Annotated in this window: 18 protein-coding genes and 1 pseudogene; 7 read left to right on the top strand and 12 right to left on the bottom strand. The window is 60.3% G+C overall.

Annotated elements, in window-relative coordinates:
• Positions 1-95: 95 nt before the first annotated feature.
• Positions 96-2,918: a protein kinase domain-containing protein gene (locus ACN4E0_RS04735; RefSeq protein ID WP_419566123.1), complete on the bottom strand. Its 2,823-nt coding sequence runs from the start codon at positions 2,916-2,918 to the stop codon at positions 96-98.
• Positions 2,919-2,978: 60 nt separating this feature from the next.
• Positions 2,979-3,545, bottom strand: a complete 567-nt coding sequence (locus tag ACN4E0_RS04740) for an ECF-type sigma factor (protein WP_419566126.1) — start codon at positions 3,543-3,545, stop codon at positions 2,979-2,981.
• A gap of 145 nt (positions 3,546-3,690) precedes the next feature.
• Here ACN4E0_RS04740 and ACN4E0_RS04745 point away from each other — a divergent pair, with 145 nt between their 5' ends.
• The 4 genes and pseudogenes from ACN4E0_RS04745 to ACN4E0_RS04760 all read left to right on the top strand — a co-directional run bounded on the left by ACN4E0_RS04745 (position 3,691) and on the right by ACN4E0_RS04760 (position 7,300).
• Positions 3,691-5,190: a hypothetical protein gene (locus ACN4E0_RS04745; protein ID WP_419566129.1), complete on the top strand. Its 1,500-nt coding sequence runs from the start codon at positions 3,691-3,693 to the stop codon at positions 5,188-5,190.
• 56 nt (positions 5,191-5,246) lie between these two features.
• On the top strand, positions 5,247-5,822 hold the full coding sequence (locus ACN4E0_RS04750) for a hypothetical protein (protein ID WP_419566132.1): 576 nt from the start codon (positions 5,247-5,249) through the stop codon (positions 5,820-5,822).
• A gap of 97 nt (positions 5,823-5,919) precedes the next feature.
• Positions 5,920-6,450 carry an outer membrane beta-barrel protein gene (locus ACN4E0_RS04755; protein ID WP_419566283.1) on the top strand — a complete coding sequence of 177 codons (531 nt, stop codon included), beginning with the start codon at positions 5,920-5,922 and terminating at the stop codon, positions 6,448-6,450.
• 385 nt (positions 6,451-6,835) lie between these two features.
• A pseudogene (locus ACN4E0_RS04760) lies at positions 6,836-7,300 on the top strand (KUP/HAK/KT family potassium transporter).
• Positions 7,301-7,526: 226 nt separating this feature from the next.
• Here ACN4E0_RS04760 and ACN4E0_RS04765 read toward each other — a convergent pair.
• The 4 genes from ACN4E0_RS04765 to ACN4E0_RS04780 are packed head-to-tail and all read right to left on the bottom strand — an operon-like array spanning position 7,527 to position 10,990.
• Complete coding sequence (locus ACN4E0_RS04765; protein WP_419566135.1) at positions 7,527-8,588, bottom strand: SGNH/GDSL hydrolase family protein; 1,062 nt, start codon at positions 8,586-8,588, stop codon at positions 7,527-7,529.
• Entirely contained in the window at positions 8,512-9,489 is a 978-nt protein-coding gene (locus ACN4E0_RS04770; RefSeq protein WP_419566137.1) for a Gfo/Idh/MocA family protein, read from the bottom strand. The genes ACN4E0_RS04765 and ACN4E0_RS04770 overlap by 77 nt, the downstream gene beginning before the upstream one ends.
• The gene (locus ACN4E0_RS04775; protein ID WP_419566139.1) at positions 9,486-10,118 is read right to left on the bottom strand and encodes a 2-dehydro-3-deoxy-6-phosphogalactonate aldolase; all 633 of its coding nucleotides are present in this window, start codon (positions 10,116-10,118) and stop codon (positions 9,486-9,488) included. The genes ACN4E0_RS04770 and ACN4E0_RS04775 overlap by 4 nt, the downstream gene beginning before the upstream one ends.
• Complete coding sequence (locus tag ACN4E0_RS04780) at positions 10,115-10,990, bottom strand: 2-dehydro-3-deoxygalactonokinase (RefSeq protein WP_419566142.1); 876 nt, start codon at positions 10,988-10,990, stop codon at positions 10,115-10,117. The genes ACN4E0_RS04775 and ACN4E0_RS04780 overlap by 4 nt, the downstream gene beginning before the upstream one ends.
• A gap of 141 nt (positions 10,991-11,131) precedes the next feature.
• Here ACN4E0_RS04780 and ACN4E0_RS04785 point away from each other — a divergent pair, with 141 nt between their 5' ends.
• On the top strand, positions 11,132-12,001 hold the full coding sequence (locus tag ACN4E0_RS04785) for an SMP-30/gluconolactonase/LRE family protein (RefSeq protein WP_419566145.1): 870 nt from the start codon (positions 11,132-11,134) through the stop codon (positions 11,999-12,001).
• A 47-nt stretch (positions 12,002-12,048) separates the two neighbouring features.
• Here ACN4E0_RS04785 and ACN4E0_RS04790 read toward each other — a convergent pair whose 3' ends face one another.
• Entirely contained in the window at positions 12,049-13,368 is a 1,320-nt protein-coding gene (locus ACN4E0_RS04790) for a sugar MFS transporter (RefSeq protein ID WP_419566147.1), read from the bottom strand.
• Between the two features lie 280 nt (positions 13,369-13,648).
• On the opposite strand from ACN4E0_RS04790, the gene ACN4E0_RS04795 reads away from it, so the two are divergent.
• Positions 13,649-15,448 carry an IlvD/Edd family dehydratase gene (locus ACN4E0_RS04795; protein WP_419566149.1) on the top strand — a complete coding sequence of 600 codons (1,800 nt, stop codon included), beginning with the start codon at positions 13,649-13,651 and terminating at the stop codon, positions 15,446-15,448.
• A 43-nt stretch (positions 15,449-15,491) separates the two neighbouring features.
• Here the strand turns inward: ACN4E0_RS04795 and ACN4E0_RS04800 are convergent, their stop codons facing one another.
• The 5 genes from ACN4E0_RS04800 to ACN4E0_RS04820 all read right to left on the bottom strand — a co-directional run bounded on the left by ACN4E0_RS04800 (position 15,492) and on the right by ACN4E0_RS04820 (position 21,329).
• Positions 15,492-16,226 (bottom strand): FadR/GntR family transcriptional regulator, encoded by a 735-nt coding sequence (locus ACN4E0_RS04800; protein WP_419566151.1) that lies wholly within the window; start codon positions 16,224-16,226, stop codon positions 15,492-15,494.
• Between the two features lie 227 nt (positions 16,227-16,453).
• Positions 16,454-17,596, bottom strand: a complete 1,143-nt coding sequence (locus ACN4E0_RS04805) for a 1,4-beta-xylanase (RefSeq protein WP_419566154.1) — start codon at positions 17,594-17,596, stop codon at positions 16,454-16,456.
• An 8-nt stretch (positions 17,597-17,604) separates the two neighbouring features.
• The gene (locus tag ACN4E0_RS04810; protein ID WP_419566285.1) at positions 17,605-18,723 is read right to left on the bottom strand and encodes an aldose epimerase family protein; all 1,119 of its coding nucleotides are present in this window, start codon (positions 18,721-18,723) and stop codon (positions 17,605-17,607) included.
• Between the two features lie 200 nt (positions 18,724-18,923).
• Positions 18,924-19,979: a family 43 glycosylhydrolase gene (locus ACN4E0_RS04815; protein ID WP_419566156.1), complete on the bottom strand. Its 1,056-nt coding sequence runs from the start codon at positions 19,977-19,979 to the stop codon at positions 18,924-18,926.
• Between the two features lie 171 nt (positions 19,980-20,150).
• Entirely contained in the window at positions 20,151-21,329 is a 1,179-nt protein-coding gene (locus tag ACN4E0_RS04820) for an SGNH/GDSL hydrolase family protein (protein WP_419566158.1), read from the bottom strand.
• A 500-nt stretch (positions 21,330-21,829) separates the two neighbouring features.
• Here ACN4E0_RS04820 and ACN4E0_RS04825 point away from each other — a divergent pair, with 500 nt between their 5' ends.
• Positions 21,830-24,631 carry a TonB-dependent receptor gene (locus ACN4E0_RS04825; protein ID WP_419566160.1) on the top strand — a complete coding sequence of 934 codons (2,802 nt, stop codon included), beginning with the start codon at positions 21,830-21,832 and terminating at the stop codon, positions 24,629-24,631.
• Positions 24,632-24,803 lie beyond the last annotated feature (172 nt).

Genomic DNA, 24,803 nt, shown 5'->3' on the forward strand with positions numbered 1-24,803 from the left:
TTGTCGTACGCTGCGGAAGCAGCGAAACGCGCGCCGTTCGATCACTTGCGCAGAAGTTTCTCGACAAATCGCATCGACCTCTCGGCCGAAGCTGGTCAGCGGATCGAGCTTAACCGGACGACGCGCCTGTCGTCGGCGCCAAGCAACGGCACCAGCACGCCGCGAGCGCGCTGCGCCATGCGTATCGCGGGCTCGCGGCGCCCCGTCCGGTTTAGAGCGAGGGCTTGTTCCGCCATCGCGAGGGCTGTGAGCCAATTGCCTGCGGGCAGCGATTTCGCACCCAAATCCACCGCCTGTCCGGCAAGCGCGACAGCCCGGGCATCGTCACCCGCGCGGCGAAAATGCGCCGCCATGTCGGTCAGCAGCGGGACCAGCATCGGGTTACCCCGTCCGAGTGTCTCCTCCTGCCGGGCAAGCACGCGCTCGAAAATCCGCGTGGCGCTGGTGAAGTCGCGCCGCTCGCTCGCAAGCCTGGCCCGGACGATCCGGGCATTGTCCTGATGGTCGACACCCACACCGGCCAGCGACGGTGCTGCCTCGGCTAGCGTCCGGCTCGCGCCCGAAAGGTCACCCGCATCGAGCCGCGCGCCCGCCAGATTGATCCTGCTGATCGTCGCAAGGTAGGAATTCCTGCCCTGCAATCTCTCCGAGATCGCGATCGCCTGCGCGAATTCCGTAATGGCACCCGAGGTTTTACCGATATCCCGGTAGAAGCTGCCGCGGTAATAGGCATTGGCGGCAGCCGCGGCGCCATCCGGTTCGGCGTATTTGCGAGTCAAGTTCTCCGCTTCGGCAAAAGCCTCTTCCGCCTCGTCGAAGCGGCCCAGCTTCTGCAGCGCATTGCCGAGCTTGTTGCGATAGTCGGCGCGGTCTGCGTGCTCTTCGGGCAGCGCCTTGTCGACGCGACTGATGACCGTGCTGAACAGTGTCGCGGCTTCATCGAGCTTGCCTTGCCGCCTCAGGACCAGCGCCAGATTGCCCAGTCGGATAATCGTGTTTGGTTCGAGCGGGCCGAGAGTTTCCTCGGATTCGCGCACAATGCGCCGACCGATCGTTGCTGCTTCGGCATATTGGCCAAGCGTATCGTGACATACGGCGAGTACGCCCAGCGCATTCAATCTGAGTGCGGCGAATTCGCCCGTCTCCCCGGCCAGCTCGTCGGTCGCCCTCCCTAGCAAGGGCATGGCCTCATCGCATCGCCCGGCAGAAGAGAGCGTCGCCCCGATCCGTGCCCTTATATTGGCCGTCTCGGGATGATCGGCGCCATAAAAACGTTCGGAAAGCCCGAGCGCACGGCGCCGGTGATCCATGGAACTTTCGATATCGCCAAGATGACGCTGGGATTCGCCCAAGCCGTTGTAGATGTCGATGAGGGTCGCGGTGTCCTGCTCGGATGCGGAGCGAGCAGCCGCGAGGGCCTGCCGGAAGACGGCGTACTCCTGATCGTGCTTGCCGAGACCGCGATAGCTTTCACCAATAACGACGAGAAGCCGCGCCTGCAGATCGGGTTGTCCGTCCAGCTCGGCGATCTTGGACCTTGCCGCATCGAGCAGGTCGACCGCGCTGACCTCATCGCCTTGTGCGACGAAGGGCGATGCACTGGCGAAGGTTTGAGTGAGAATGTCGGAAACCTCGGTCGCTTGCTGCGCGGCCAATTCGGCCCGGTCGCGTTCGGCCGCCAACCGGCTGGTGTGGTAGATGCCGAAACCGGCAGCACCTGCAACCACCACTGTCGTGGCCGCAACGCCGATCGCATTGCGGCCGATGAACTTGCGCGCGCGATAGGTCCAGGCATCGCCGCGCGCCTCGACCGGGCGTCCGGTAAGATATCGCTCCAGATCGTCGGCCAGCGCCCGCGCGCCGCCATACCGGCGCCCGGGTTCCTTCTGCAGGCACTTCAGGACGATATTGTCGAGATCGCCGCGTAGCTTGCGCCGCAACTGGTCGGGCCCCAGCGGCAGGAATTGCGGCCCTTCCTCCTGGCCTGCACCCAAGACCACCGTGCTGGGTCGGCTCGGCTCCTCATCGAGTATTGCGCGCTCGATTTCGAAGGGCGTGGCATCGGCGGTGGTCGCGTAGGGCGATTTGCCCGTGAGCAGTCGGTATAGCAGCATTCCGAGCGAATAAACATCGGTCGCCACGGTCACTCGCTCGCCGCGAACCTGTTCAGGGCTTGCAAAATCGGGTGTGAGGACGCGCCTGTCGGCCAGCGTCATGTCGGTGGGCGCATCCTCGGGCTCGAGCAGCTTGGCAATGCCGAAATCGAGGATTTTTACCTGCCCTGCCGGCGTGACCAGGATGTTGGACGGCTTGAGGTCACGGTGGATTACGAGATTGCGGTGCGCGTAATCGACCGCCTCGCAGGTCTGGCGCACCAATTCCAGCCGCGCAGCCAAACCCAGCCCGTGTTCCTTGCAATAGGTATCGATCCGCTGTCCTTCGACCAGTTCCATGACCAGCCAAGGATCGCCATCCTCGGTCGAACCGCCGTCGACCAATTGCGCGATCCCGGGGTGGTTGAGGCTGGCAAGGATCTGGCGTTCGCGAAGGAAACGCGAGGCGAGGCCCCGTGTTGCGAGATGGGGCGACATCAGTTTGAGCGCGGCGGTCTGTGCGTAGGAACCATCGCTGCGCTCGACCAGATAGACCGCGCCCATACCGCCGAACCCGACCGTGCCGATCGCCCTCCACGGACCGAATTCGTAGCCAATAACGCGCTCGGCGCCTTCTTCGATCAGCCGTTCCATCGAATGGACGATGGGACTGCCGAAATCGGTCGCGCTGGTATCGGCGGCAAGGAGCGCGGCGAGCTTGGCCACAAGGCCGGGGTGCTGGCGCGCAAATTCTGCAAGAAATGCCGCTCGCTCGCTATCGTCGAGACCGATAGCCCGGTCGAATGCGGCTTCCAGAACAGTCATGTCGCCCGATGTCATTGAGGCCCTCCCAGCCCATCAAGCAGCAGCGGCGCGAGGAATCGATCAGTCCGTGCCATCCACCATGAAATCACGGATCCACGCGCGGGCAAAACGCAGGTGGCGGCCGATCGTTGCGCTCGACAGCCCGGTGTATTCTTCCATCTCGCCGACCGACAGGCCGCCGAAATATTGCAGCTCGATCAATTGTGCCTTGTCCGGATCGACTGTGCGCAGCGCCTGCAGGGCCTCGTCGGGCTCGATGATCGCAAGATCGGTATCGCCGCCTTGGGCCAGCCCCTCGTTCAGCGTGACCCGCACGTCGCCGCCACCGCGTTTCTTGGCAGTCCGGGCATTGGCGTGGTTGACCAGCAGTCGGCGCATGAGCCGTCCGGAGAGGGCGAAAAAATGCGTCCGGTCGGCCCAGTCGACATTCGAACCGCGCAGCTTGAGATAGGCATCGTGCACCAGGGCCGTCGGCTGGATCGTATGTCCGGCACGTTCCCCCGCCATCAGGTGCTGGGCCTGACGATGCAGTTCTTCGTAAACGAGCGGGACCAGCGCCTCTTCGGCCTCGTCGTCGCCTTCACGCCATTCGCCGAGCAGGCGCGTGATGTCGCTATCGCTGTCCAATCGAAAAGCCCCCCAGCGGAAGCGGTATTTTTTCCGTAATTTGCAAGGTCGGTCAATAATTTTGGCCGACGGTGATCGTTTTGGCGTCCTCTCGCTGCTTGCACTCGTGAACGCTCCATTGGTGGGCAGGGATGGGAGCAAGGCTATGAAAAACGCAGTCAAAAAGCAGGGAGCGGCGCGGTACGCCCTGGTTGCTGCGTTGGTGATGGGCCTTACCGGATGTGGAGGTGGAGACGGCAACAGCGCCCCCCCGACAGGAGGAGGTGGCGTGCCCACGCCCGCGCCGACGCCTTCCCCGACACCATCCGGGCTAATCGACATAGTGTTTTCGGGCTCTTCAACCCAGGGGACCTTCTCGCTGCGTGGAGCGGACAGCACACGGAACGGCTTTCGCCTGTTGTCGGAAGGCTTCGCGGCCGGCGCTGATGTGCGGGACGTTAAAGTCTCCCCGAACAGCAGGCAGGTCGCTTTCATCGCTAAGGACCGGTCCGCGGCGACCTTCGCGCTTTACGTCGTGCCAATCGAAGGCGGAACTCCAATAAAGGTTTCGCAGGACAGTCAGCGCGATGTCAGCAGCTTTGACTGGGCGCCAGACAGCCAGCGGCTCGTCTATGCGGGCAATTTCAACCAGGTGAACCCGGTGGAGGCTGAGGAAATCTATGTCGTCAAGCCTGATGGCAGCGGTCGCGCCCGGATAAGTGGCAGCCTGGGCAATCCGCCTTCTGTGTCGATTACCAATCCAACCGTTTCGCCTGATGGCAGGTTTGTTTTGACACAGACTTTCGGAGCATCCGCCGCCGGCGTGGAAAGCACTCCCAACGGTTACAATTTCTATGCGATCGATGGCAGTTCCGGAGCGATCCTGCAGCGCGAGGCAAGTGGCCAAGTCCGAAACGGGAAGTGGTCGAGCGACAGCAGCAAGGTTTGCTTTGCCGTTTCGCCCAACGGGACCGATTTTCGCCTGTCCTATCGAAATGTCCCCAATTCGGGACAGTTCGACTTCCTGATCACTGAGAACTCGGATCTGAACGATACATGTGCGTGGGACAGCACCGGCAATGTCGTCGCCTATATCGAGCGTAACAATGGCCTCTTTAGCGGCACGCTCCGCACCCGGAACCTAACCAACGGCACCGTCAGGACACTGACCGAAATGGCAAGAACGCCGCAAGAGATCTTCGATATCCGCTTTAATCCGGCCAACGACGGCCTGATCGCCTTCCTCGGCAAGATCGATACACCCAACAACCGCCACCTTTTTATTGCGCTCACGGACACTGATCTACCCCGTCGGGTCTCCCCTTCGCTACAAGGCGGGAAGAATGTGATCGACTACGCCTGGTCGCCCGATGGCAAGTGGATCGCTTACCTTGCAGATACCATCGATAACGGGCTCATTGAGCTTATACGCGTTCGCGTAAGCGACCTCAGTCCCGTCATATTTGAAATCCCGGGTTATGACGTGAAGAGTCTTCACTGGGCCCCGGATTCATCCCGATTGGTATTTTCTGCAGGCGTTGACGTCGCAGGAAGCCCGGCAACCCGTCTCTATTCGACGCCATCTGGATCAAACGATCTCTCCCTGATCGTGGAAAGCGGATTGATCGCAATCGGCGCGATCGATGTCGCCAGCCCCAACCGCTGATCCCCCACTGCGCGCGGCGGTAGGCAATTTCGCAAACAATGAATGAGGACCAACTCATGAAGCAACCCAAACAATATCGCCACGCGCTGCTGGCACTCGGCGCGTTTGCTTTGGCTCAGTCGACACCTGCGGTCGCTAAGGCTGCGGAAATCCGGGACGCGCGCTCGCAGGTCGAATGGACGCTTGGCAATCTCGATCAGATGATGGGGGAGCAGAACCGGAACCAGAGTGAGTTCCGGGAGATCGAGCGCGAGGAGCAACAGCTTAAGTCGATTTCTTCCAACCTCGACTGGACGATCAGCAACTACAACAAGAACTGTACCCGGTCTGGCACGGTTGCCAACCAGTGCCCGCAATGGGGCAGTGAGATCGACCGAACCAGCCGGCAGATCGAGGAAGGCTATAGCGAGCTTAACCGGCGGTATCAGGAGATCGACCGCCGCCAGCGAGAACTGCAGGGCCGGGTGGACCAGATGCGGATGCGGTTGATGGACAATACCCGCCAGCTCGCAGCGGCGTGCCGGAATGCGACCGCAGAAGAACGCGGCGATTTGTGCAGCATCCCGGGCGGTGGCCGCAGCGCGCAAGACTTTGCCAACGAAGCCGAACGGGTGCTCCGCGCATCGCTCTGAAGGCGCGGACAGTGCGACCGTGACCGGCCAATCATACAAGGAGTTGAGCGCATGAAAAAAATTGAGATTTCCCACCGCAGTGGTCCGCTTGGCACTGGTGTTGCCCCTCACCGTCCCGGGCTCGGCCCTGCGGGCTCAGGATGCCGGAGCCTATGCATCGGCTAGCGTGGCCCATGCCGCGACCGATGGCAGCGAATTGGGCGACTTCGACGGGGATAGCGGGCATCTCCAGCTGCGCCTGGGATATGCCTTCAACCGCTATCTGGCGATCGAGGCGGAGGGCTCGCTTGCCGTGCTCAAGCCAGAACTGCACGATCCATCTGAGGGCTCGCGCCTGATCCTCGATCGCTACGCCGCTGCCTTTGCGGTCGCGCGTCTGCCGGTCGGCGATCGAGTCACGCTTCACGCTCGTGGAGGCTATTACATCGGCACTGTTCCGCTCGAAGCAAAAGGAGCGCGGGAAACGGAAAACTTCGACGACTTCGCATATGGGCTGGGCCTTTCCTACCACTGGGACCGCAACGCGATCCGCGCCGATTATACGGCGCTGACGGGTTCTCTCGATGACGACCAAGGACCGAAGCTCGATCACCGGCTGATCGGCATCGCCTTTGTCCGCTCCTTCTGAACCACCGTCAGTCGCTGGGAATCTGCCATGCATCCGATCTTTTGAATAGCCCTTGCTGCGGCGCCCTCCGCCAGGGCGACGGAACCGGCGGGCGACAGACAGCCGCCCCCGCGGAGCATCGTTGAGGTCGAGCGCCGGTATTATCCGGAGGTGGTGGAGTTCGAAAGCGGCAGGCCGGTGCGCTACACGTGCGAAAACGGCGCAAGATGCGCCACAATGGCCTGCACGCCAAGCCGTTGTGGGTACTGTGATCCGCAATCCACATGGAATCTTTATGCCCATCGGGCGCACATGAAGGCGCATGCATAACCCACATTCCGGCGCTTCGACCGCCGACACCACCCTCGTCTATGACTTTGGCCCCTGCGATCCGCTTCCTGTGCTGATGCTGATCGTGAAGCTTAAAGATCTGCTCGTGGCGATGTGGGCCGGCAACAAGGGCGAGGGCGACTCCTTCGCGCTGCTCGCGCTCATTGCGCGGCATGTGCAGGGTCGCAGGCTCGGTGCGGCCCGGCACATGCTCGGAGTGCTTGCCGCTTCGCTGTTCTAAGGCGATGCGATGCCGACGCCCGCGATTTCGGTACTTTCGGCGGTCGAGGGGCTGACCATCGTCAACTCTGCGCTGGAGGCACTGGTGCTGCCGATCGCGATCGCCATCATCATCGGCCTGTTCCTCTATCAAGAGCCACCGCATCGCGCTGAGCTGCGCGATGCGGTTGAGCGTGTCGCCGCAGTCTTCGTCGACTATCCGGGCGGCTTCGGGGTAGCGGTGAATGGTCGCCGAAGACGATCCATTGCCGACGAAAGCAGCGTCTATCAAAGCCGTCAGTTTAGTGCACTGCCATTTTGATGCCATCACCGTAACGATGGGAAGATTTAATGCCTGCCTCCATTTTCAGGCATGCGAGCCGGAATTCAGTCATGTGCCGCGAGCCGGCACAATATGATTGTGGGCAGTCCTGACATTGGCATTGCTCATGAAAGTGAACGCGAGGTGGGCGAGCGTCGGCATGACAGTTTCTCAAATTTCCGCAAACTTGGCCGTTGCGTACTGTGCAGGGCGGCGGAACTCCACATTAACGCAGCATCGTCGCCAGGGCGGCTGCAATCTCGCGGTGGCCAAGAGCGTTTGGATGCCATGGCGCCCCTGGCTGATCGCCGACAGTTGCGGTCCCTCCTTTCGCCCATGGAACGGGCGCACATGCCGTGTGTTCGCGTGAAAGGCGGTCGGCTGGAAACACCTCGACCTGCGCCGCCTCTGCCGCGCGCACGGTCGCTTCGGCAAGCCGCCTTCCTATCCGCCGCGTCCGGACGGCGTAGCCCGCGGGCATGGCGGTCGAATCGCACGGTCGATCGGGAACGAGCGACACATATTGGACGAAGACGATGCGTGCAGCGGGAGCGCTCTCCCGCACTGCCAGCGCGATCGCCTCGAGAGCTGATTGGACATTCGTATAGTCTTCATCGGTCGGCCAAGTCGGCGATGCGCAAGGTTTCTCGGCCCCAGCCTCCACTCCTCGTTTGGACGCCATGCAGCTCGCCATGAAAAGGTCGCCGATGTAATTCAAGTCGTTGCCTCCGATGGTGATCGTCACCAATCGCGTCTCCGCATCGACTTCGGCGATCTGTGGAGCGAGCTCGTTCCAGGACCCAAGCACGTGCGACGTGGTGGCGCCGCCACAGCTCGCGTCGACAAGTCTGAGATCAAGAGCCTCAGCCAGAAGTGAAGCATAGTTGTTTGCCGTCCGCCCACACCGCTCGGGGGCGCCCGGTTGCAATGGACCAATCCCGGCACCCGCAGCAAATGACGAACCGAGCGCGACATACTTCGTACCTGGCGGCGGCGCAGTGCCCGGCGGCATTCCGGGAGCGGCGCACGACGCGCAAAGGAGTAGACAGGCTACGAAGAGAACTTTCCGAAGTCCCGTATGTTTCAAGAATAGCCTCCCCTTCATCTTTCTACACTCTTTATCGAGCGGGGCGACAAAGCCGTGCTCCGCGATGGCCCCGTAGGAGAACCCAGACGGCCTTCTGCACAGGTCTAGGTGCGTACTACGCGCACTATTCGTGAAATGGTTCGACGGTCTCGAAACGCCCCTTGAAAAACGCGTCCGCCACAAGGCGGAGGGGCGCAACATCGACTTCGGAACGGCCCGCGCGGACCAGGTCGACGAACCTGTGATAGAGGGCGTCGTACTCTGTATGCTCACCGTTACCTTTGATCGGCAGCCTCACCCCGTCGATCGACATGTCAGCACCTCCCGCGGAGAGTGTGACAACACCAGCGACGGTCTCAACCACAATGTCCCACTGCTGCGGACCTTCCTCGCGGAAATCCAGGTGAACAATGACGGGATTTGCCGAGCTATCTTCCAGGGTCATATTGGCAGCTATCGGCGCTGCTTGATTCTCTGGCACTGACAAACGCGATTCACGCACAAAAATGGGGTCAGGGAGTATTTGCGTCAGGATCGACAAGGCGTTGATTCCTGGATCGAACACACCGAAGCCTCCGGGTTGCCAGATCCAGGTTTGCCCAGGATGCCACACGCGTACATTTTCCCGCCAGACTACTCGCGCCCGTTGGATTTGCTGCCCCGCCAGCCAATTGCGAGCATGCTCAACCCCCGCAGCGAATCGCGAATGCCATGCGGCGAACAGGGTCTTGCCCGCACCACGCGCCTGATCGTAGAGCGCATCTACCTCAGCCAACGTCGTCCCAGGCGGCTTTTCCAACAGGACATGCCAACCCTGCCTCAACGCCTGCCTGGCGACAGGGTATCGCACCTGCGGGGGTGTGCAAATCGCCACCGCGTCAACCGGTATCCCGCTCGACGCCAAGGTATCAACTGTCGGGAAAAAGGGCACATCGCCGAGGCCACGTCCGTCGCGATCGACGGTTGCCACTAGTTCGATCTGCTCACTGGCATCGACGGCTGGCCAGTGCTGATCGCGAGCAATCTTGCCAAACCCGATAATCGCCAGCCTGAGTGGCGCGACCGCGGAACCGGTGCGCGAAGAGTGACCGGAATCGTTCACGCCCGCTCTTTCCATGCTGCAACCATCGCACGCGCATCCGCTTCAACTGCATGCGCCGCCTTTCCCGGCGTATAGAGACTCGAGCCGAAACCGATCCCGGCAGCACCTGCAACAAGCCATTTCCCCATCGATTGCGCATCCACCCCGCCGACCGCGAAAATACGAGTTCCCACTGGCAGTACGGTCCGGTGCGCCTTAAGTAGGTCAGGAACGATGCCGTCCGCCGGAAAGAGCTTAAGCGCACTGGCGCCTGAAGAGAGTGCGGAGAACCCCTCGCTGACGGTGAAATAGCCAGGCAGGCTGGCCATCCCTGCTTCACGAGTTGCTCCGATGACTTTCGGATCGGTGTTCGGCGAAACGACGAACTTGCCTCCCGCCGCCGCCACATCGCGAACGTCATGACAACTCAGCACCGTACCCGCACCGATCAATGCGTGGTCGCCGAACCGGTCTGCCAGAGAAGCAATCGAGCGCAATGGGTCGGGAGAATTGAGCGGCACCTCGATCAGCGTAAAACCTGCCTCGACCAGAACACCACCTATCGCGAGCGCCTCGTCGGGCAGAATTCCGCGCAGGATCGCGATCAGCGGGCATGCGCGCAGGGCAGTGTCGAAGTCGAGCTCAGTCACGTGATGTTCCGTCTTATTGCGTGGATGCCAGCAGCGAACGCAACATGGGAGTCGAGCCTTTGCACGCGTCCACCGAACCTTCGAATTGCGACCTCGTACAGGTCTCCGATCCCACCCGAGGAGAGGAGGTAGACCAACCGATCCTGCAGGCCTTCCCGCGCACCGACATCGGTTCCGATCAAGATGCCGCTCACATACGAGCTTGCCTCGATCCGGGAACGCCGCCCGAGGAGTACGGAGGCGCGCGCTCCAAAAAGCGCAGTCGTCAAATCGCGGCATCCCGCACCGCGGTCGAGTCCCTCGCGAAATGCCGGACTATCCGCAACGTCGCCCTCGAGAATGTCGCCCAAGACCGATCGGTCTTTCAAAAGCGCGAACAATTCTCCGGTCATTGCGGTCGACAGGCTGACGATGCTGCGCTCGTCGGTCTCGATCCACTTGTTGTGTGTGCCGGGTTGGCAGAAAAGCGCCGGTCCGCGCGCCAATCCATTTCGGAGCGCTCCAAAAACCTGCACCTCCTCTCCGCGCATCACACTTTCTTCCCCCAGGATTGTCTGGCTGATCCCCGGCACGATATGTACGCGCTCCATGACCTCTACGGTGCTGGTCGCGAGGTCTTCCAGCGAGGCCGGAGCGGTGCAGTAGGGTATCTCACGGAGCCCCAGAGTCGAACCCACCATCCCCGCCATAATGATCGGCATATCACCGAATTCGCGGCGGATCGCCTGGATCTCTGTCTTGTACGCATTCGCATCCGTGGTCGTCACGCCGCGTGAGTCCCGAACGCTACGAGCGACGACGCCATCCCCACGCAACGCGAAGATCCGACGATTCGTCGTCCCCCAGTCGATCGCAATGTAGTCGCCTGACAACACTTCCGCTCCCACTGCAAGGATATTTGTTAGACAATATCTCAATGCATACGTGGGTCAACCTTCCCTGTTGACCTGTCGGAATTGCTCTGACGGCAAAAGACCGTATATTGGTCTGACAAAACTGATTGGGAGACGGGCTTGATCCAAGTTTCGCGAGTTTGGGGCGGCAGGGCCATTCTTGGCGAAGGTCCGGTCTGGGACAGCTTCGGCGCCGTGCTGTGGTTCGTCGACATCAAGGACCGCAAAGTGCACCGACTTGATCCCGCAACGCGCGCGACAACGCGATGGGATGCACCCGAACAGATCGGCTGGATTCTTCCAGCTCGCAACGGCAAGTTGATTGCGGGGCTGCAGAGCGGCCTGGCGAGCTTCGATCCGCTTGACGGTTCTTTCGAAACGCTGTGCGAAATAGAAGCCCATCTGCCGACCAATCGTCTGAACGACGCGACGATCGCGGCGGATGGGGCAATTTTCTTCGGAAGTATGGACGACGGGGAGGCTGCGACTACCGGTCGTTATTACCGGTGGGACGGTCGCACGGCCACTCCGCTCGCGATAGATCCGGTGCGCATAACGAACGGCCCGGCGCTCTCCCCGGATCAGCGCAGTCTCTATAATGTCGATACCGTTGAGGGCGTGGTCTACGTGGCAGACCTCGACCACGCGGGCCGGGTTGTCTCGAATCGAGTCTTTGCGCGAATCGATCCGGCCGACGGGTATCCCGACGGATGTATCACAGACCGCGCTGGCAACGTGTGGCTTGGCCTTTGGGGCGGGTGGCGCGCGCGGTTGTACTCACCCGACGGCGACGTTCTGCGCGAAGTGCGTTTGCCAGTGTCGAACGTGACCAAGATTGCGTTGGGCGGCCCTGATCTGAAGACCGCGTTCGTCACCACCGCATGCGCGGGCCTGGACGCAAGCGAACTTGCAAGGCAGCCTGATGCCGGATGCATCTTCTCGTTCGAAGTCGACATACCCGGCATCGTAACAGTCGGAGCGACGAGCTGAGACTTTTCCTATTGTGTGGCGCGAGTACGGGCTGGGTCGCCGCGCGATTAGGCGGCGGGAGGTGAGACGGGCTCGTCAGCCAATACGCTAGTCGGCCTGGATCCGGAAAGGCCATACCAGATCACGTATATCTCACAGGCAATGGTGAGCCAGAAACTATTCTGCAGGCCAAACGCATCGGCAAGCAGGCCCTGGATCGCTACAAGGGCCCCGCCGGCGATGGCCGTAATAAGCAAACCCGACGCTTCTTCAGTCAATGGCCCCAATCCTTTGATGGCCAAGGCGAAAATCGCAGGGAACATGATAGAGTGGCCGAGCCCGACAAGGATCAAGGACCACATGGCAACAGGCCCCTCCAGCGTCGCGGCACCAAACATGACAACAAGAGCGAAAAAGGCGAAACCGGCCAAGATCTTTCCGGCGTCAAATCGCCACAGGATGAAGCTTCCGGCAAAGCGCCCGACCATCATGCCTCCCCATAGCAGAATCAGGTAATTTGCCGCCTGGGATGGAGTGATGCCGCCAATATTTGGCAAGATGGTGAAATTGATGAACAGGTTCGCTACGCCGATTTCGGCGATCAGGTAGATGAATATCGCGGGAATCCCGAAAACGAGATTGCGATGCGACCATAGCGACAGGGACTTGCGCAGAGCCCGATCGGCCTTGCGTGTCCCGCTGCCGAGTTGCGGCAATTTCGCTCTCCAGATCACGACAGCGATCAGGATCAGCACGAGCGCGACCAAAAGATACGGGAGCTGGGTTGCCTGTGCATCCGCAATGCGTTGGTCGAGAGTCAGGCGGGTGCCCTGGAGTGACGTCCCGCCGACGGTCCGACTGAGGATCAGGTAGCCGCCGAAATAGGGTGCGAAGAACGTTCCCATCGAGTTGAACGCCTGCACCAGCGTGAGACGCGCTTCCGAGCTCTCGGCAGGGCCAATCACGGCGACGTATGGATTTGCCGCCACCTGCAATAGAGTTATCCCGCTGGCGATCACGAAAAGTGCGACCAAAGTGACCGGATAGGATATGACTTGCGCAGCACCAATCATCCCGAAGGCCCCCGTCGCCATGACAGCAAGCCCCACAATCAGCGCGCTCTTGTATCCGATGCGTTCGATCAGATAGGCCGATGGCATTCCCATCACGCCGTAGGCAATAAACCATACCGACTCGATCAACGTCGTTTCGAAGTAATTCAATTCGAAAACGCTGCGCAGATGCGGAAGCAGCGTGTTATTGATTACGGTAATGAAGCCCCACATGAAGAACAAGCTCGCCAACAAAGCAAGCGCCTTCCTGTATGAGTGCGACGGAGCGCCGGAGTTCACCACTGGACTTTCTGAATAGATCGATGGCCCCGCCACTCCCTCACTCCCGCATAGGCATAAGATGACAGGCGCTCTTCGCCGTTGCCAAAATCTAATATGTCTGACTATATGAATTTCGATGGCAGCGTCAACGGCGAAAATCGTTGCAGCAACATTGGCGGAGAGTATCTTATGAAGGTCGGAATGTTGCGGTTTGGTGCCCGATGACTCCGAGTGCAGTTTTTTGCCGGACATTTGCCAATACCTGTCAGGCTGCTCGCGTCCGCCCTATCGGGGGGATCGATCATGCTGCTGCGTTCGATCGGGAATCGGCCCAATGAGTGATGAAGCAAGCCCTGCCAAGCTGCGCAGCCGAGCCTGGTTCGACAACCCGGCCAACCCCGACATGACAGCGCTGTACCTGGAACGCTATCTCAATTTCGGCCTTACGCTGGATGAACTGCAGAGCGGAAAGCCGATTATCGGCATCGCACAATCGGGAAGCGATCTCAGCCCCTGTAACCGCCACCATCTCGTCCTTGCCGAGCGGGTCCGCGAAGGCATACGCGAGGCGGGGGGAATAGCGATTGAGTTCCCTATCCACCCGATCCAGGAAACCGGCAAGCGGCCCACCGCGGGGCTCGATCGCAACCTTGCCTATTTGGGCCTGGTTGAGACCCTCTATGGGTACCCGATCGACGGCGTGGTGCTGACGATCGGCTGCGACAAGACCACGCCTTCGCAACTGATGGCGGCGGCGACCGTCAACATACCTGCTATCGCGCTGTCGGTGGGCCCAATGCTGAACGGATATTTCAAGGGGCAGCGTGTAGGGTCGGGCACGATCGTGTGGAAGGCGCGCGAGATGTTCGCTTCGGGGGAGATCGATGACCAGGAATTCATCAAGCTTGTCGCCAGCTCTGCCCCGTCGACCGGTTACTGTAACACGATGGGTACCGCCACGACTATGAATTCGCTGACCGAAGCGCTGGGTATGTCTCTTCCCGGCTCGGCAGCAATACCGGCGCCGTATCGTGACAGGCAGGAGAATGCGTACCTGACCGGCAAGCGGATCGTGGGAATGACACTGGACGACCTCAAGCCATCGGACATCCTCACTCGCGAAGCGTTCGAGAATGCGATCCGGGTCAATTCGGCGATCGGTGGTTCGACCAATGCTCCCATCCATCTGGCAGCAATAGCCCGTCATATCGGGATCGACCTTTCGATCGAAGACTGGCAGCGACTGGGTTACGATATCCCCTTGCTGGTCAATCTGCAGCCCGCGGGTGAGTACCTAGGCGAGGACTATTACCGAGCCGGCGGCGTGGGGGCGGTAATGGCTCAGCTTCTTGCTCACGGCCTGCTGCACGACAGCCCGATAACCGTGACGGGAAAAGCAGTCGGCGAATCAGTGCGAGACTGCGCGATCCAGGACGAGCGCGTCATCCGTCCGTTCGACAGACCTTTGCTCGAACGCGCCGGCTTTATCGTCCTGTCGGGGAATCTTTTTGATTCTGCGATCATGAAAACCAGCGTCATTTCCGACGAATTCCGCGAGCGTTACCTTTCCGACCCCAACGATCCTGAAGCGTTCGAAGGCAAGGCAGTGGTCTTCGATGGGCCGGAGGAATATCACGCACGGATCGACGACCGCTCGCTCGACATTACGCCCGACTCCATACTGTTCATTCGCGGTGCGGGTCCGATTGGCTACCCGGGATCAGCCGAAGTGGTGAACATGCGCCCACCCGTCCACTTAATTGCCGAGGGCGTCCATTCGCTGCCCTGTGTGGGTGACGGTCGCCAATCGGGGACTAGCGGCAGTCCGTCGATCCTCAACGCTAGTCCCGAGGCGGCGGCGCACGGAGGGTTGGCCCTTCTGAAAACCGGCGACCGCGTACGCATCGACCTAAAAGCGTGCACAGCCGATATGCTCGTGACCGACGAAGAACTGGCCACTCGCCGGGCCGCACTCGAAGATGAGGGCGGCTTCCAGTATCCCAAAAGCCAGACTCCGTGGCAGGAACTTCAGCGCAAGGTCGTCGGCGACATGTCGACAGGCGCGATCCTCGAGGGTGCGGAGAAATATCAGCGCATTGCGCAAACGCGCGGCACTCCTCGCGAAAGCCACTGACAAAAACTGAATCCGCTCTCACGCATCTGCGTTGGAATTGCCATCAGCCATCGAGCACAGCGTCGATGTCACGCTCGGCGTTGATGATGAGGTCAATCGCAACTTGGCGTGCGCGTTCCTTGTCGCCTTCGGCGATGGCTTCGAACAATGCGCGATGTTCATCAATCGGATCGCGCGGGGTCTTGGTGTTGCGGAACTTGAAGAAAGTAGTCCAGCGGACTGCTGCACCGATGCTCGCCGAAAGGTTGATCATCAACTCGTTATCGGTTGCATCGAGAATAGCCGCGTGAAATTCCTGGTCGGCCAGTTGCCCTTCGGATGTGCGCAGCGAATGGCGCGCCATTTCCTCGACCGCATGACCCATCGCCGCCAGATGACGCGCGGTCTTCTTCTGTGCGGCGAGTTCGGCCGCGGCCGGCTCGACGATCATCCGCAATTCGAACAAATTTCGGACGAATTTCTTGGACGGGGTGGATTCGAACATCCATTCCAGCAGGATCGGATCAAGCAGATTCCAGGAACCGCGATCCTTGACCCGCGTCCCCACCTTGGGACGGCTTTCAATGAGGCCGCGCGCCGACAACATCCGCAGTGCCTCCCTTACCACGCTGCGTGAGACTTCGAATTGTTCGGCAATCTCGATCTCGCCCGGCAGCACGCTACCCGCTTCATGGCGCCCGGTAACGATGGCGACCCCGAGTTGACGTGAGACGGTGACGTGAGAAGGTTCGCGTTTCGCGCCCTCGCCCTTGGTCCCCTTATCCTTCCTCAGACGCATTCGAACTATCTCAATTTGCTCAGCGATGCAGCGCTCGAACGATTCTGTCGGACATGAAGGCGTCGACGAGAGAGCAGCGAATTGAACCTTCTACCGACCGCCCCGGATGTCAACAACTAGCCAGCTGGCGCTGAACAATTAGCCCGGAACCGGCAGTCGCAGCGATTGCCATTGATCTGTTGGCATATGCTCAGCCGACATCCGGATTTTGAAACGTCAGTCCATGTTCAGTAGGCGAACGCCGGCAATACTCCCTTGGGCGCCCGACTGTAGGCCCGGATAAGGTCGGTTTCGGCCTTGCGATACGGTGTTCCGTCTGAATGGAACACGTCGTGGAACCATACTGTCGGCTCGTCTGCAGTGTAGGGCTTCTTCCAACTATCCCACGGAAGCCGGGTCTGGGACTTTCCATCTACCAGACCCCAGTTGATCATGCCTATGTTCATTTTCTTGGCGATCGGCAGGATCCCATCGAACGTCGACCCGTTGCCGCGCGCCATGTATTCGGTGCAGAAGGCCGGTCGACCGTAACTGAGGATCTCATCCGCGCGACGCTTGAAATCTTCCGGCCAGTTGTAGTCGTGGAACGTATTCACGTCCGACCGCGAAAGCTGGATTTTCTCTATCTCGCCCAGCGTCGCCTGCTGATCCCAAGGCTCACCGATCCACACGCCCGACGTTAGCGGTTGCGCCGGATCGACCGATTGCGCCCAGTCGAATACCCTGTCGAGCAATTTTGCGACCATCTCGATCTTGTTGGGAGTCGGCGCGTAGTTTCCGCCTCCACTGTTGCTCGGCTCGTTCCAGACGTCCCACGCCAGCACGCGCTTGTCCTCCGCGAATGTGCCGACGATATCTTTCACATAGGCCTCCAACTCACCATACTGGGACGCATCCGCAAGACGGGTGGCTCCAGGAGCTTGTACCCAGCCGGAGTTGTGCACGCCCGGGATCGGGGGATGCTGGGGCCCGGCGACGGGGTTTGGATCCCAGCAACTGTCAAAAAGGACAAAAACGGGCCGGATCTTGTGTTTCGCCGCGATCGCCAGGAACTGATCGATCCGCTTCTTGAAGCCTTCGGGATCGTTCTCCCAGACAAGGTTATGCAAGTACACGCGCATCGTGTTCATGCCGATGCCCTCGGCCCAGCCCAGCTCCTGATCGATCGTCTGGGGATCCCAGGTCTCGGCTTGCCACATTTCAAGCTGATTGATCGCCGTGCGCGGGTTGTAGTTCGCGCCAATCAGCCACGGCTGCGTGTCATACCATTCGTGTGCTTCGGTTTTGCTCCACTGGTCACGCGCTTCGAGCGGCGTGGTGGCGAATGCGAAAGCTGAGAGCGCCAAGAGCGCAAGCATGGGCAATTTCATTGGATGTCTCACTTCCTGGCGCGGCCATCGACGAACAGACGATAGGTCATGGTGTTTCGGTAGGTTTGGCCGGGGTCGAGCACCGCGGTCGGGAAACCCGGCTGATTGGGCGTGTCGGGGAATATTTGGGGCTCGAAAACCAGCGCGTCACCCTCTCGATAAAGCCGCCCGGCCTTACCGCTGGTCGTCGAATCAAGGAAATTTCCCGAATAGAACTGCAATCCGGGTTGGTTCGACCATAATTCGAACCCGCGCCCCGATATGGGATCGTAGAGCCGCGCCATCAGGTGCTCGTCACTCGTTACCTCGCGCCCGACGACCCAGTTGTGGTCATATCCTCGGGCAAAGACCAACTGGTCTTCCGAGGCGTCCCGGACCCGGTCGCCGATCGTCTGCGGTTGGCGGAAATCGAATGCGGTTCCCTTGACCGGCGCAAACTCACCGGTCGGAATGGAGCCTTTGTCGGTCGGCAGATAGGAGTCTGCCGGAATTGCCAGGATATGTCCCAATGCGCCTGCGGCCGAACCTTCCCCTGACAAGTTCCAGTACGTGTGGTTGGTGACATTGGCGATCGTTCGCCGATCGGTCGTGGCCGTATATTCGATGCTCAGATTGTTATTGGCGTCGAGCGAATAGGTGGCGTCGACAGTCATGTTGCCGGGGTACCCCTGGTCGCCGTCAGGGCTCACGTACCGCATGGTCACACTGGCGACCGGTCCATTCCTGATCGACTGAACGGTCCACAGGGCCTTGTCGAACCCGACAGTCCCGCCGTGCAGGCTGTTCACGCCGTTGTTGACGGGAACCTGATAAGTTCGCTTGTCGAGCACGAATCTGCCCCGTGCGATCCGATTGGCAAACCGGCCGACGGTGGACCCGAAATACTGTGGCTGATCGACGTACTGCCCGATCCCGGCATAACCCAGGACGACATCGGCGCGCTTACCTTCGCGATCGGGCATTTCGAGCGCCTGGAGCGAAGCGCCATAGGTGATGACGGTGGCGGAAACGGTTCCGTTGTCCAGCGTGACCGCTTCAACAGCGCGTCCATCTTCGAGCTTGCCGAACGACGCGCGATCCGCAGTGGCGGCCAGCGCCGCCGATGATGACAGGGCCGCGCCAACCATGGCAGCGGTGCGGAGGATCAATGTGTGCAATTTCCTTCTCCCGTTGTTGTGATTGCCTTGAGCCAACCCGCGTGACGCCGCTGACCGATATTGTCCGGCCATCTTAAAACGTATTTGTCCGATAAATAAAGTGATAAAATTTTTTCGCTGAGACGCCTGCTACGTATCGGTACTGATGGTAGCGTGCGCGGCAGGGAGGTCTAACGCGCAGAAGGCGCGCCGAGGTCTGTGCCGAACGCGGCAACCAACACGTCGTATTGTTTCTTGCTGATCTGCAGCATGGACCCGTGGCGGGCGCCAGGCACCATCTCGAACCGGTTCCATTCCTCCACTCCGCTATTGCCGGAGACTTGATACCACGGTCCTTGTAACGTGCGGCCCTTGGTCAGCCCGTAGCTCGTTCCGGCATATTGTTCGTAGTAGAGCAGCCACTCTGCGTCGTCGGGTGAGCGAATGATCGTCGGCGCTTCACGGAAGTTCGGACTCAACGGAGGGCCGGGCGGCGGATACGGCCCGGTCATCGCGATGCCGCAACTGATCCGTACCGTCTTGCCCGTCGGCCAGTTGTAATCGGGGTACCGTTCGTCCTTGACGAGCGCACAATATCCGTCGCCCAGTTCGTCACGCACGATGGTCGTGTCGATCGTTGCCATTTCCCAATCGAACAATCGACGCGGCGGGTCCGCGAAAGTTTTCAGATCAGGCGAAACGACATAAAGGGTCCGCTGGCTCGCCCAGTAACGCTCTGGATCATCGGGCGAACCCTCGATGTTCGGGGTATGCCAGGTAAGCAGGAAGCGGCCGTCCCGGTCGTCGAAATAGAGCTTCGGCGCGCCAATTCGTTGCAGCGCGTGCGGATGGCCAGGAATGTCTGTCAGCCTGGGCTGGTACGTGCCGAACTTTTTCCACGTTACCAGATCGTCGGACACCCAGAAGCGGATCAGGGGATCTGCATCGCTCCGATTTCCAACGAGGTAATACCGTCCGTCTCCGCCACGCGCGATGGAGGCGTGCCCGTGGTATTGCTGAGACACCGGCTCCCCGTGATTGAGCGCCTTCCAGTGCAGGCCGTCGCGGCTGACCGCATAGTACAGGACGCCGTAATGTCCGGTCTTCATGTGGGCGAAGAGATACGCCTTGTCCGCCGCAACATAGGGCGTCGTCGGCGCGCCGGCGGGAACTGGTTCCGCACCGGCCCGGACTGCGCACCAGGCAAACGTCATAAGAAAGGCGGTGGACCAGGTTTTCCAGTTCATTGCATCAGGCACCTTTCGCCTTGGCGCCGGAGAAGCTGGTTCGAGTCGCAGGCGACGCCGTTCCTTCGATCCGCAAATTGGTTCTTGCGCCTGGGCCACTTTGTAAACCTCGGGAACGTATTGTCTGACATTTGTGTCTATCGAGTTCTCGTCCGCCGGACGGCCTTCGATCTATTTGAAAATGTCGAGGTCGATCGCGTCTCCCATCGCGCGATAACCGAAGTCGTTCGGATGGAGATGGTCGCCGGGGTCGAATGCGGGTTGCAAATCCGCGGGAGCCTTTGGATCGCGGACTGCTGCGTCGAAGTCAATTACCGCATCGAAAGCCCCACTGGTCCTGATCCATTCATTCACGGCAACCCGCGTCCGCTCCTTCTCAGGCGACATGTAGGCAGCATGTAGCGCCGGTGTCAGTGTGCCACCGATAACCTTGATGCCGAGCTGATGCGCGCGCGCGATGATCTGCTGATAGGCCTGGGTAAGAGATTCGGGGGTGGCAGTGGGGTGATCGCCGCCTCCATCGTTCCCTATGTCGTTGATCCCTTCGAGGACGATCAAGTGGGTCACGCCGGGCACGGCGGCGACATCGTGCGTAAATCGCTCGAGCGCTGCCGCCCCCCGCCCGTCACGCAAGACCCTGTTGCCGCCGATGCCCATGTTTACCACACCGCATCGTTGGTCGGCTGGCTGCGCCGCGAAGCGTTCGGCCAATCGCCCAGGCCAGCCGCGGATCGAACGCGACCTGGATAGCACGCCATCAGTGATGGAATCTCCGAATGCCAGAACCGTGCAGGTGTGGCCGGGGTCACGGACGGATATCAGGCTTAGAAAAGGGCGCGCATTGATTTCCGTGCGCGTCTGCCCGCCATCCTCAACGAATGCGACCGGCATGGCCAGATCGGCGCGACCCGGCTGGGTTCGCCTGGTAAAGCGCGCGCGCACGATGACGTCCTGGCCGTCAATCGCTGGGAATTCGATTGCGTCGCTCGTGAGTGCCCGCCCGGCAACCAATTCTGCCCCTGCCCGTCCCGAGAAGGTTACGGAATGAGTGGTGCCGGGCTCGATCACGAAGCCGTCCGCGGCGGCAGGCAGGCTGATTTCGACGCTCGCAAGAGTCGTGGCCGGATGATTCTCGGGATTTTCAAATGTGAGAACGATTGCCGAGCCGCTGTTGGTCAGGCGCGCCCTGTATTCGTATGTGCCCGGGCCGTAAGTCACGTCGTTGGGGTTAGGCTCGGTCGCGGCGTAGCCCCATGCAGCCGCCCAATCGCCGCGGCTTTCATCGGCGGCTATGGCAAGGGTTGGCATCAGCAACGCGGCGGAAAAGGCGACAAGGCGGTGGCGGATCATTCGTAACCTCCCCAAGAATTTTGCTTCTTTTCGTGCGAGACCGTGCCGGGACCGGAGGCAGTGACGAAATTGCGTCAGGCTGACGACCTTTGCAGCAGATCAGAGCAGGATCATTGGATCGCATGGAACAGCTCCGCCGATCAAGTCAAAAGTCTGATTATTGGATCCGACGGTGCCCGATGCTGTATGGCTTGACGGGAGCCACTCGTCCACGCTGACGTGCTCTCTTCACCTTCGATCGGTCGCAATTGACATCGATGACCATAGGCCCGCCCCCTCTCGTAGGCCGCCTTTATCCCAAGCCCCCGGGCCCAATGAGGCGGGCATGACTTCTCACCATGAACCCCGAATGGCACGATACCGCTCATCGGCACTTGTATGACAAATCGAATTCCGTTAGGGCGGTCGAAACAGTGGGTACGAACCACCTGGATTCGCGCCCTTGAGAAAAAACGGTCTCCGGCGATCCGTTTGGTCGGGGGCAGACATGGGAGGGAATGATGATCCTGAAACCGCTGCTTCGTGCTTCCGCTTCGCCTTTGGTTCTCCTCGGCCTGCTCGTCCCGGCGCAGGCTGCAGCGCAGTCGACGCCGACGGAGGAAGCAGACACAGCCGAGAACGGTGAGGATGCCGATACTCCCCCCGTGACGACGGCAAAGAAAAACGAAGAGGACTCACAGGATTCGCACGTGATCATTGTGCAGGCGATCCGCCAGAGTCTGGAATCGGCCCAGTCGATCAAACGCAATTCGGATGCCATCGTGGACGCGATTGTTGCCGAGGACATCGGCAAGCTGCCGGATATCTTCGCCTCGTCCGCCCTGCAGCGCGTCGCTGGTGTTACCGTTGATCGCGGTGCGGGCGAAACGAACAACGTTCTCGTGCGCGGTCTGCCCAATCTGACTACAACCTACAACGGTCGCGAACTGTTTACTGGCAATGGCCGATCGGTCGCGATTCAGGATTTCCCATCGGGCACGGTCTCCGCTCTCGAAGTCTACAAATCGGGAACCGCCGACATGATCGAGGCGGGCATTGCCGGCGAGGTCAATGTGCGGGGGCGCAAGCCGTTCGATTTCAGTGGTCTCGAGATCTCCGGGTCCGCCGGCATTTTCGTTTTCGACCAGTCGGGCAAGACGGCCTTCAACGGGAATCTTCTGGTGAGCGATCGCTGGGACACCGGGATCGGCGAAATCGGTGTGCTGGTGAACGGATCTTTCACCGGGCTCAAGTTCCTCGATTCCGTGATAAACCAGTCGGCAGTTTTCCAGACCGGCACGACCACAGTTGGCGGGGCGACTACGCAGTTCCGCTATCCATCCAGCCAGGATCAGTTGTGGCAAGGTGGCTATCGTTGGCGTCCGTCGGTCAACGCCGCGATCCAGTGGCGCCCCACGTCGGATCTTGAGATCTACGTCGATGGCCTGTGGCAGGCCTTTCGCGCGCTTGACGATGTGACGAGCCTTTCGACGCCGATCGCAGGCGGCGCCCCCCAATTCTCCAACGTCGTTTTGCGTGACGGATCGCCGGACCTGGCGAGTTCGTTGACGGTGACCAACGCCCTCAATCCGAGCGGTTTCTATGCCGACTTCGAGGGCGACACCAACACCTACCAGGTCGGGACGGGGTTCAACTGGACACACGATCGCCTGACCCTGTCGGGGGATGTTTCCTATACCGACAGCAAGTCCGTGCTCGATCAGCTCGCCGTATTTTTCCTCATGAACTCGTCGCCCTCGCGGCAGATAGAGTTCGGCACAGGCGGTCTCAGCACCCCGTCGTTCGAATTCCTGGATTTCAGTGCGACCGATCCTGCGAACTATTGGGGTACCGGCCTGTATCAGCTGGGCCTCAATCTCGAGGGAAAGCAAAAGCAGGCCCGGCTCGATGCGGAATACATCGTCAGCGACACTGGTCTTATCCGCAAATTGCAGGTCGGCACGCGGTATAGCAACCGCAAAGCAGGCAATGCCTTCGGCATCGCGATCAATTTTGACTTCGCCAACCCGACCCTGCTGGCGGACCTGCCCGTGGATATCAGGAATGTGACCCCCGGTTTCGATTTCGGGGGCGACATTCCCGTGCGTACGATTATCGGTATCCCGCCATCCTCGATCCGCGATAACATCGATTCGCTTCGCACGCTCTACAATGCGCCCGATGGTCCGATCTACGATCCAGTCCAGGAATTTTCTGCGGACGAGACGGCCCTGGCGGGTTACGCCCAGGTCAAATACGGCCTCAATATCGGCGCGATCGAAGTCGATGGCCTCGTCGGATTGCGCGGGGTCAACACGAAAACAAAAATGAGCGGTTTTTCGCGTATCACCGACGGAGCTGGGGCGATCACCTTCCCGCCGATCGTGGCGGAAAAGGAGTATACCGACTGGTTGCCCAACGCGAGCGCACGCATCAAATTCACGGATCAGTTGCAGTTGCGTCTCGCCTACACGGAAACGCGCACGCGACCCGACTTCGGTTCTCTCAATCCGTCACTTCAGCTCGGCCCACCAGTCGTTATTCCGCCCACCAGCCCCTGCTACAACAACACAACAACCCCAGGATGCGAGAACAGTAACCGCCGTGTAGGTTCGCAAGGCAACCCCAACCTCGATCCGCTCAATTCGCAGAATTACGACGCAAGCCTGGAATACTACTTCTCGCGCACGGGTTCGCTGACTGCGGGCATCTTCCGCCGTGACGCTCGCGGATTCCTTTCGGTCATCCCGGTCAATGTCGATGACCCTCAATATGGCCCCTTGCGCATCTTTCAGCCTGTCAATCTGGGCCAAACGCGGATCCAGGGCGCCGAAGCCGCGTTCACCAGCTTCCTCGACATCGACAACCTGCCGAACTGGGCAAAAGGCTTCGGAATACAGCTGAATGCGACGTATCTTGACGCCAAGGGTGACCTCAACTCGTCGCTCGCCCCGACCGTCGATTTCAAGCAGCAGCGTTTTCCGGGAGTGTCTAAGTGGATTTACAACGTCGTTGCGATTTACGCTCGGCCTGTCTTCTCTGCGAGGCTCGCGTATAACTACCGGTCGAAGTACGTTACCTTTTACAACCTCGAGGCTATCGATACCTCTGCGCGTCCGACCTATCAGAATGGCCGCGGACAGCTCGATTTCTCGGCATCGCTGACGCCGACGAACAACGCGACCCTGACCTTCGACATAATCAATATCCTCGCCAATCCGCTGCGGACCTACCGGGATGTGGATGGCAACGGCAACGACTACGCCCGACAAACCTACTATCTGGACAGGACTTTCGCAGTCGGCGTGCGTTTCCGTTTCTGACGCAAGTGGAGGGGATCGCTAGACTGCAGAGTCGCCGAGCCCCCATTGTGCGCCGCGTCCCGTTTCTCCCCGGGACGCGGCGATTTAATTTGCACGCGGTCTCCGCACCGTGTGCAAGTGTGGCGATATTGATCATGACAGGCTGTCGCCCCAATCCCGCCGAGCAAACGGA

This window comes from Qipengyuania sp., assembly GCF_048550555.1.
GTDB lineage: Bacteria > Pseudomonadota > Alphaproteobacteria > Sphingomonadales > Sphingomonadaceae > Qipengyuania.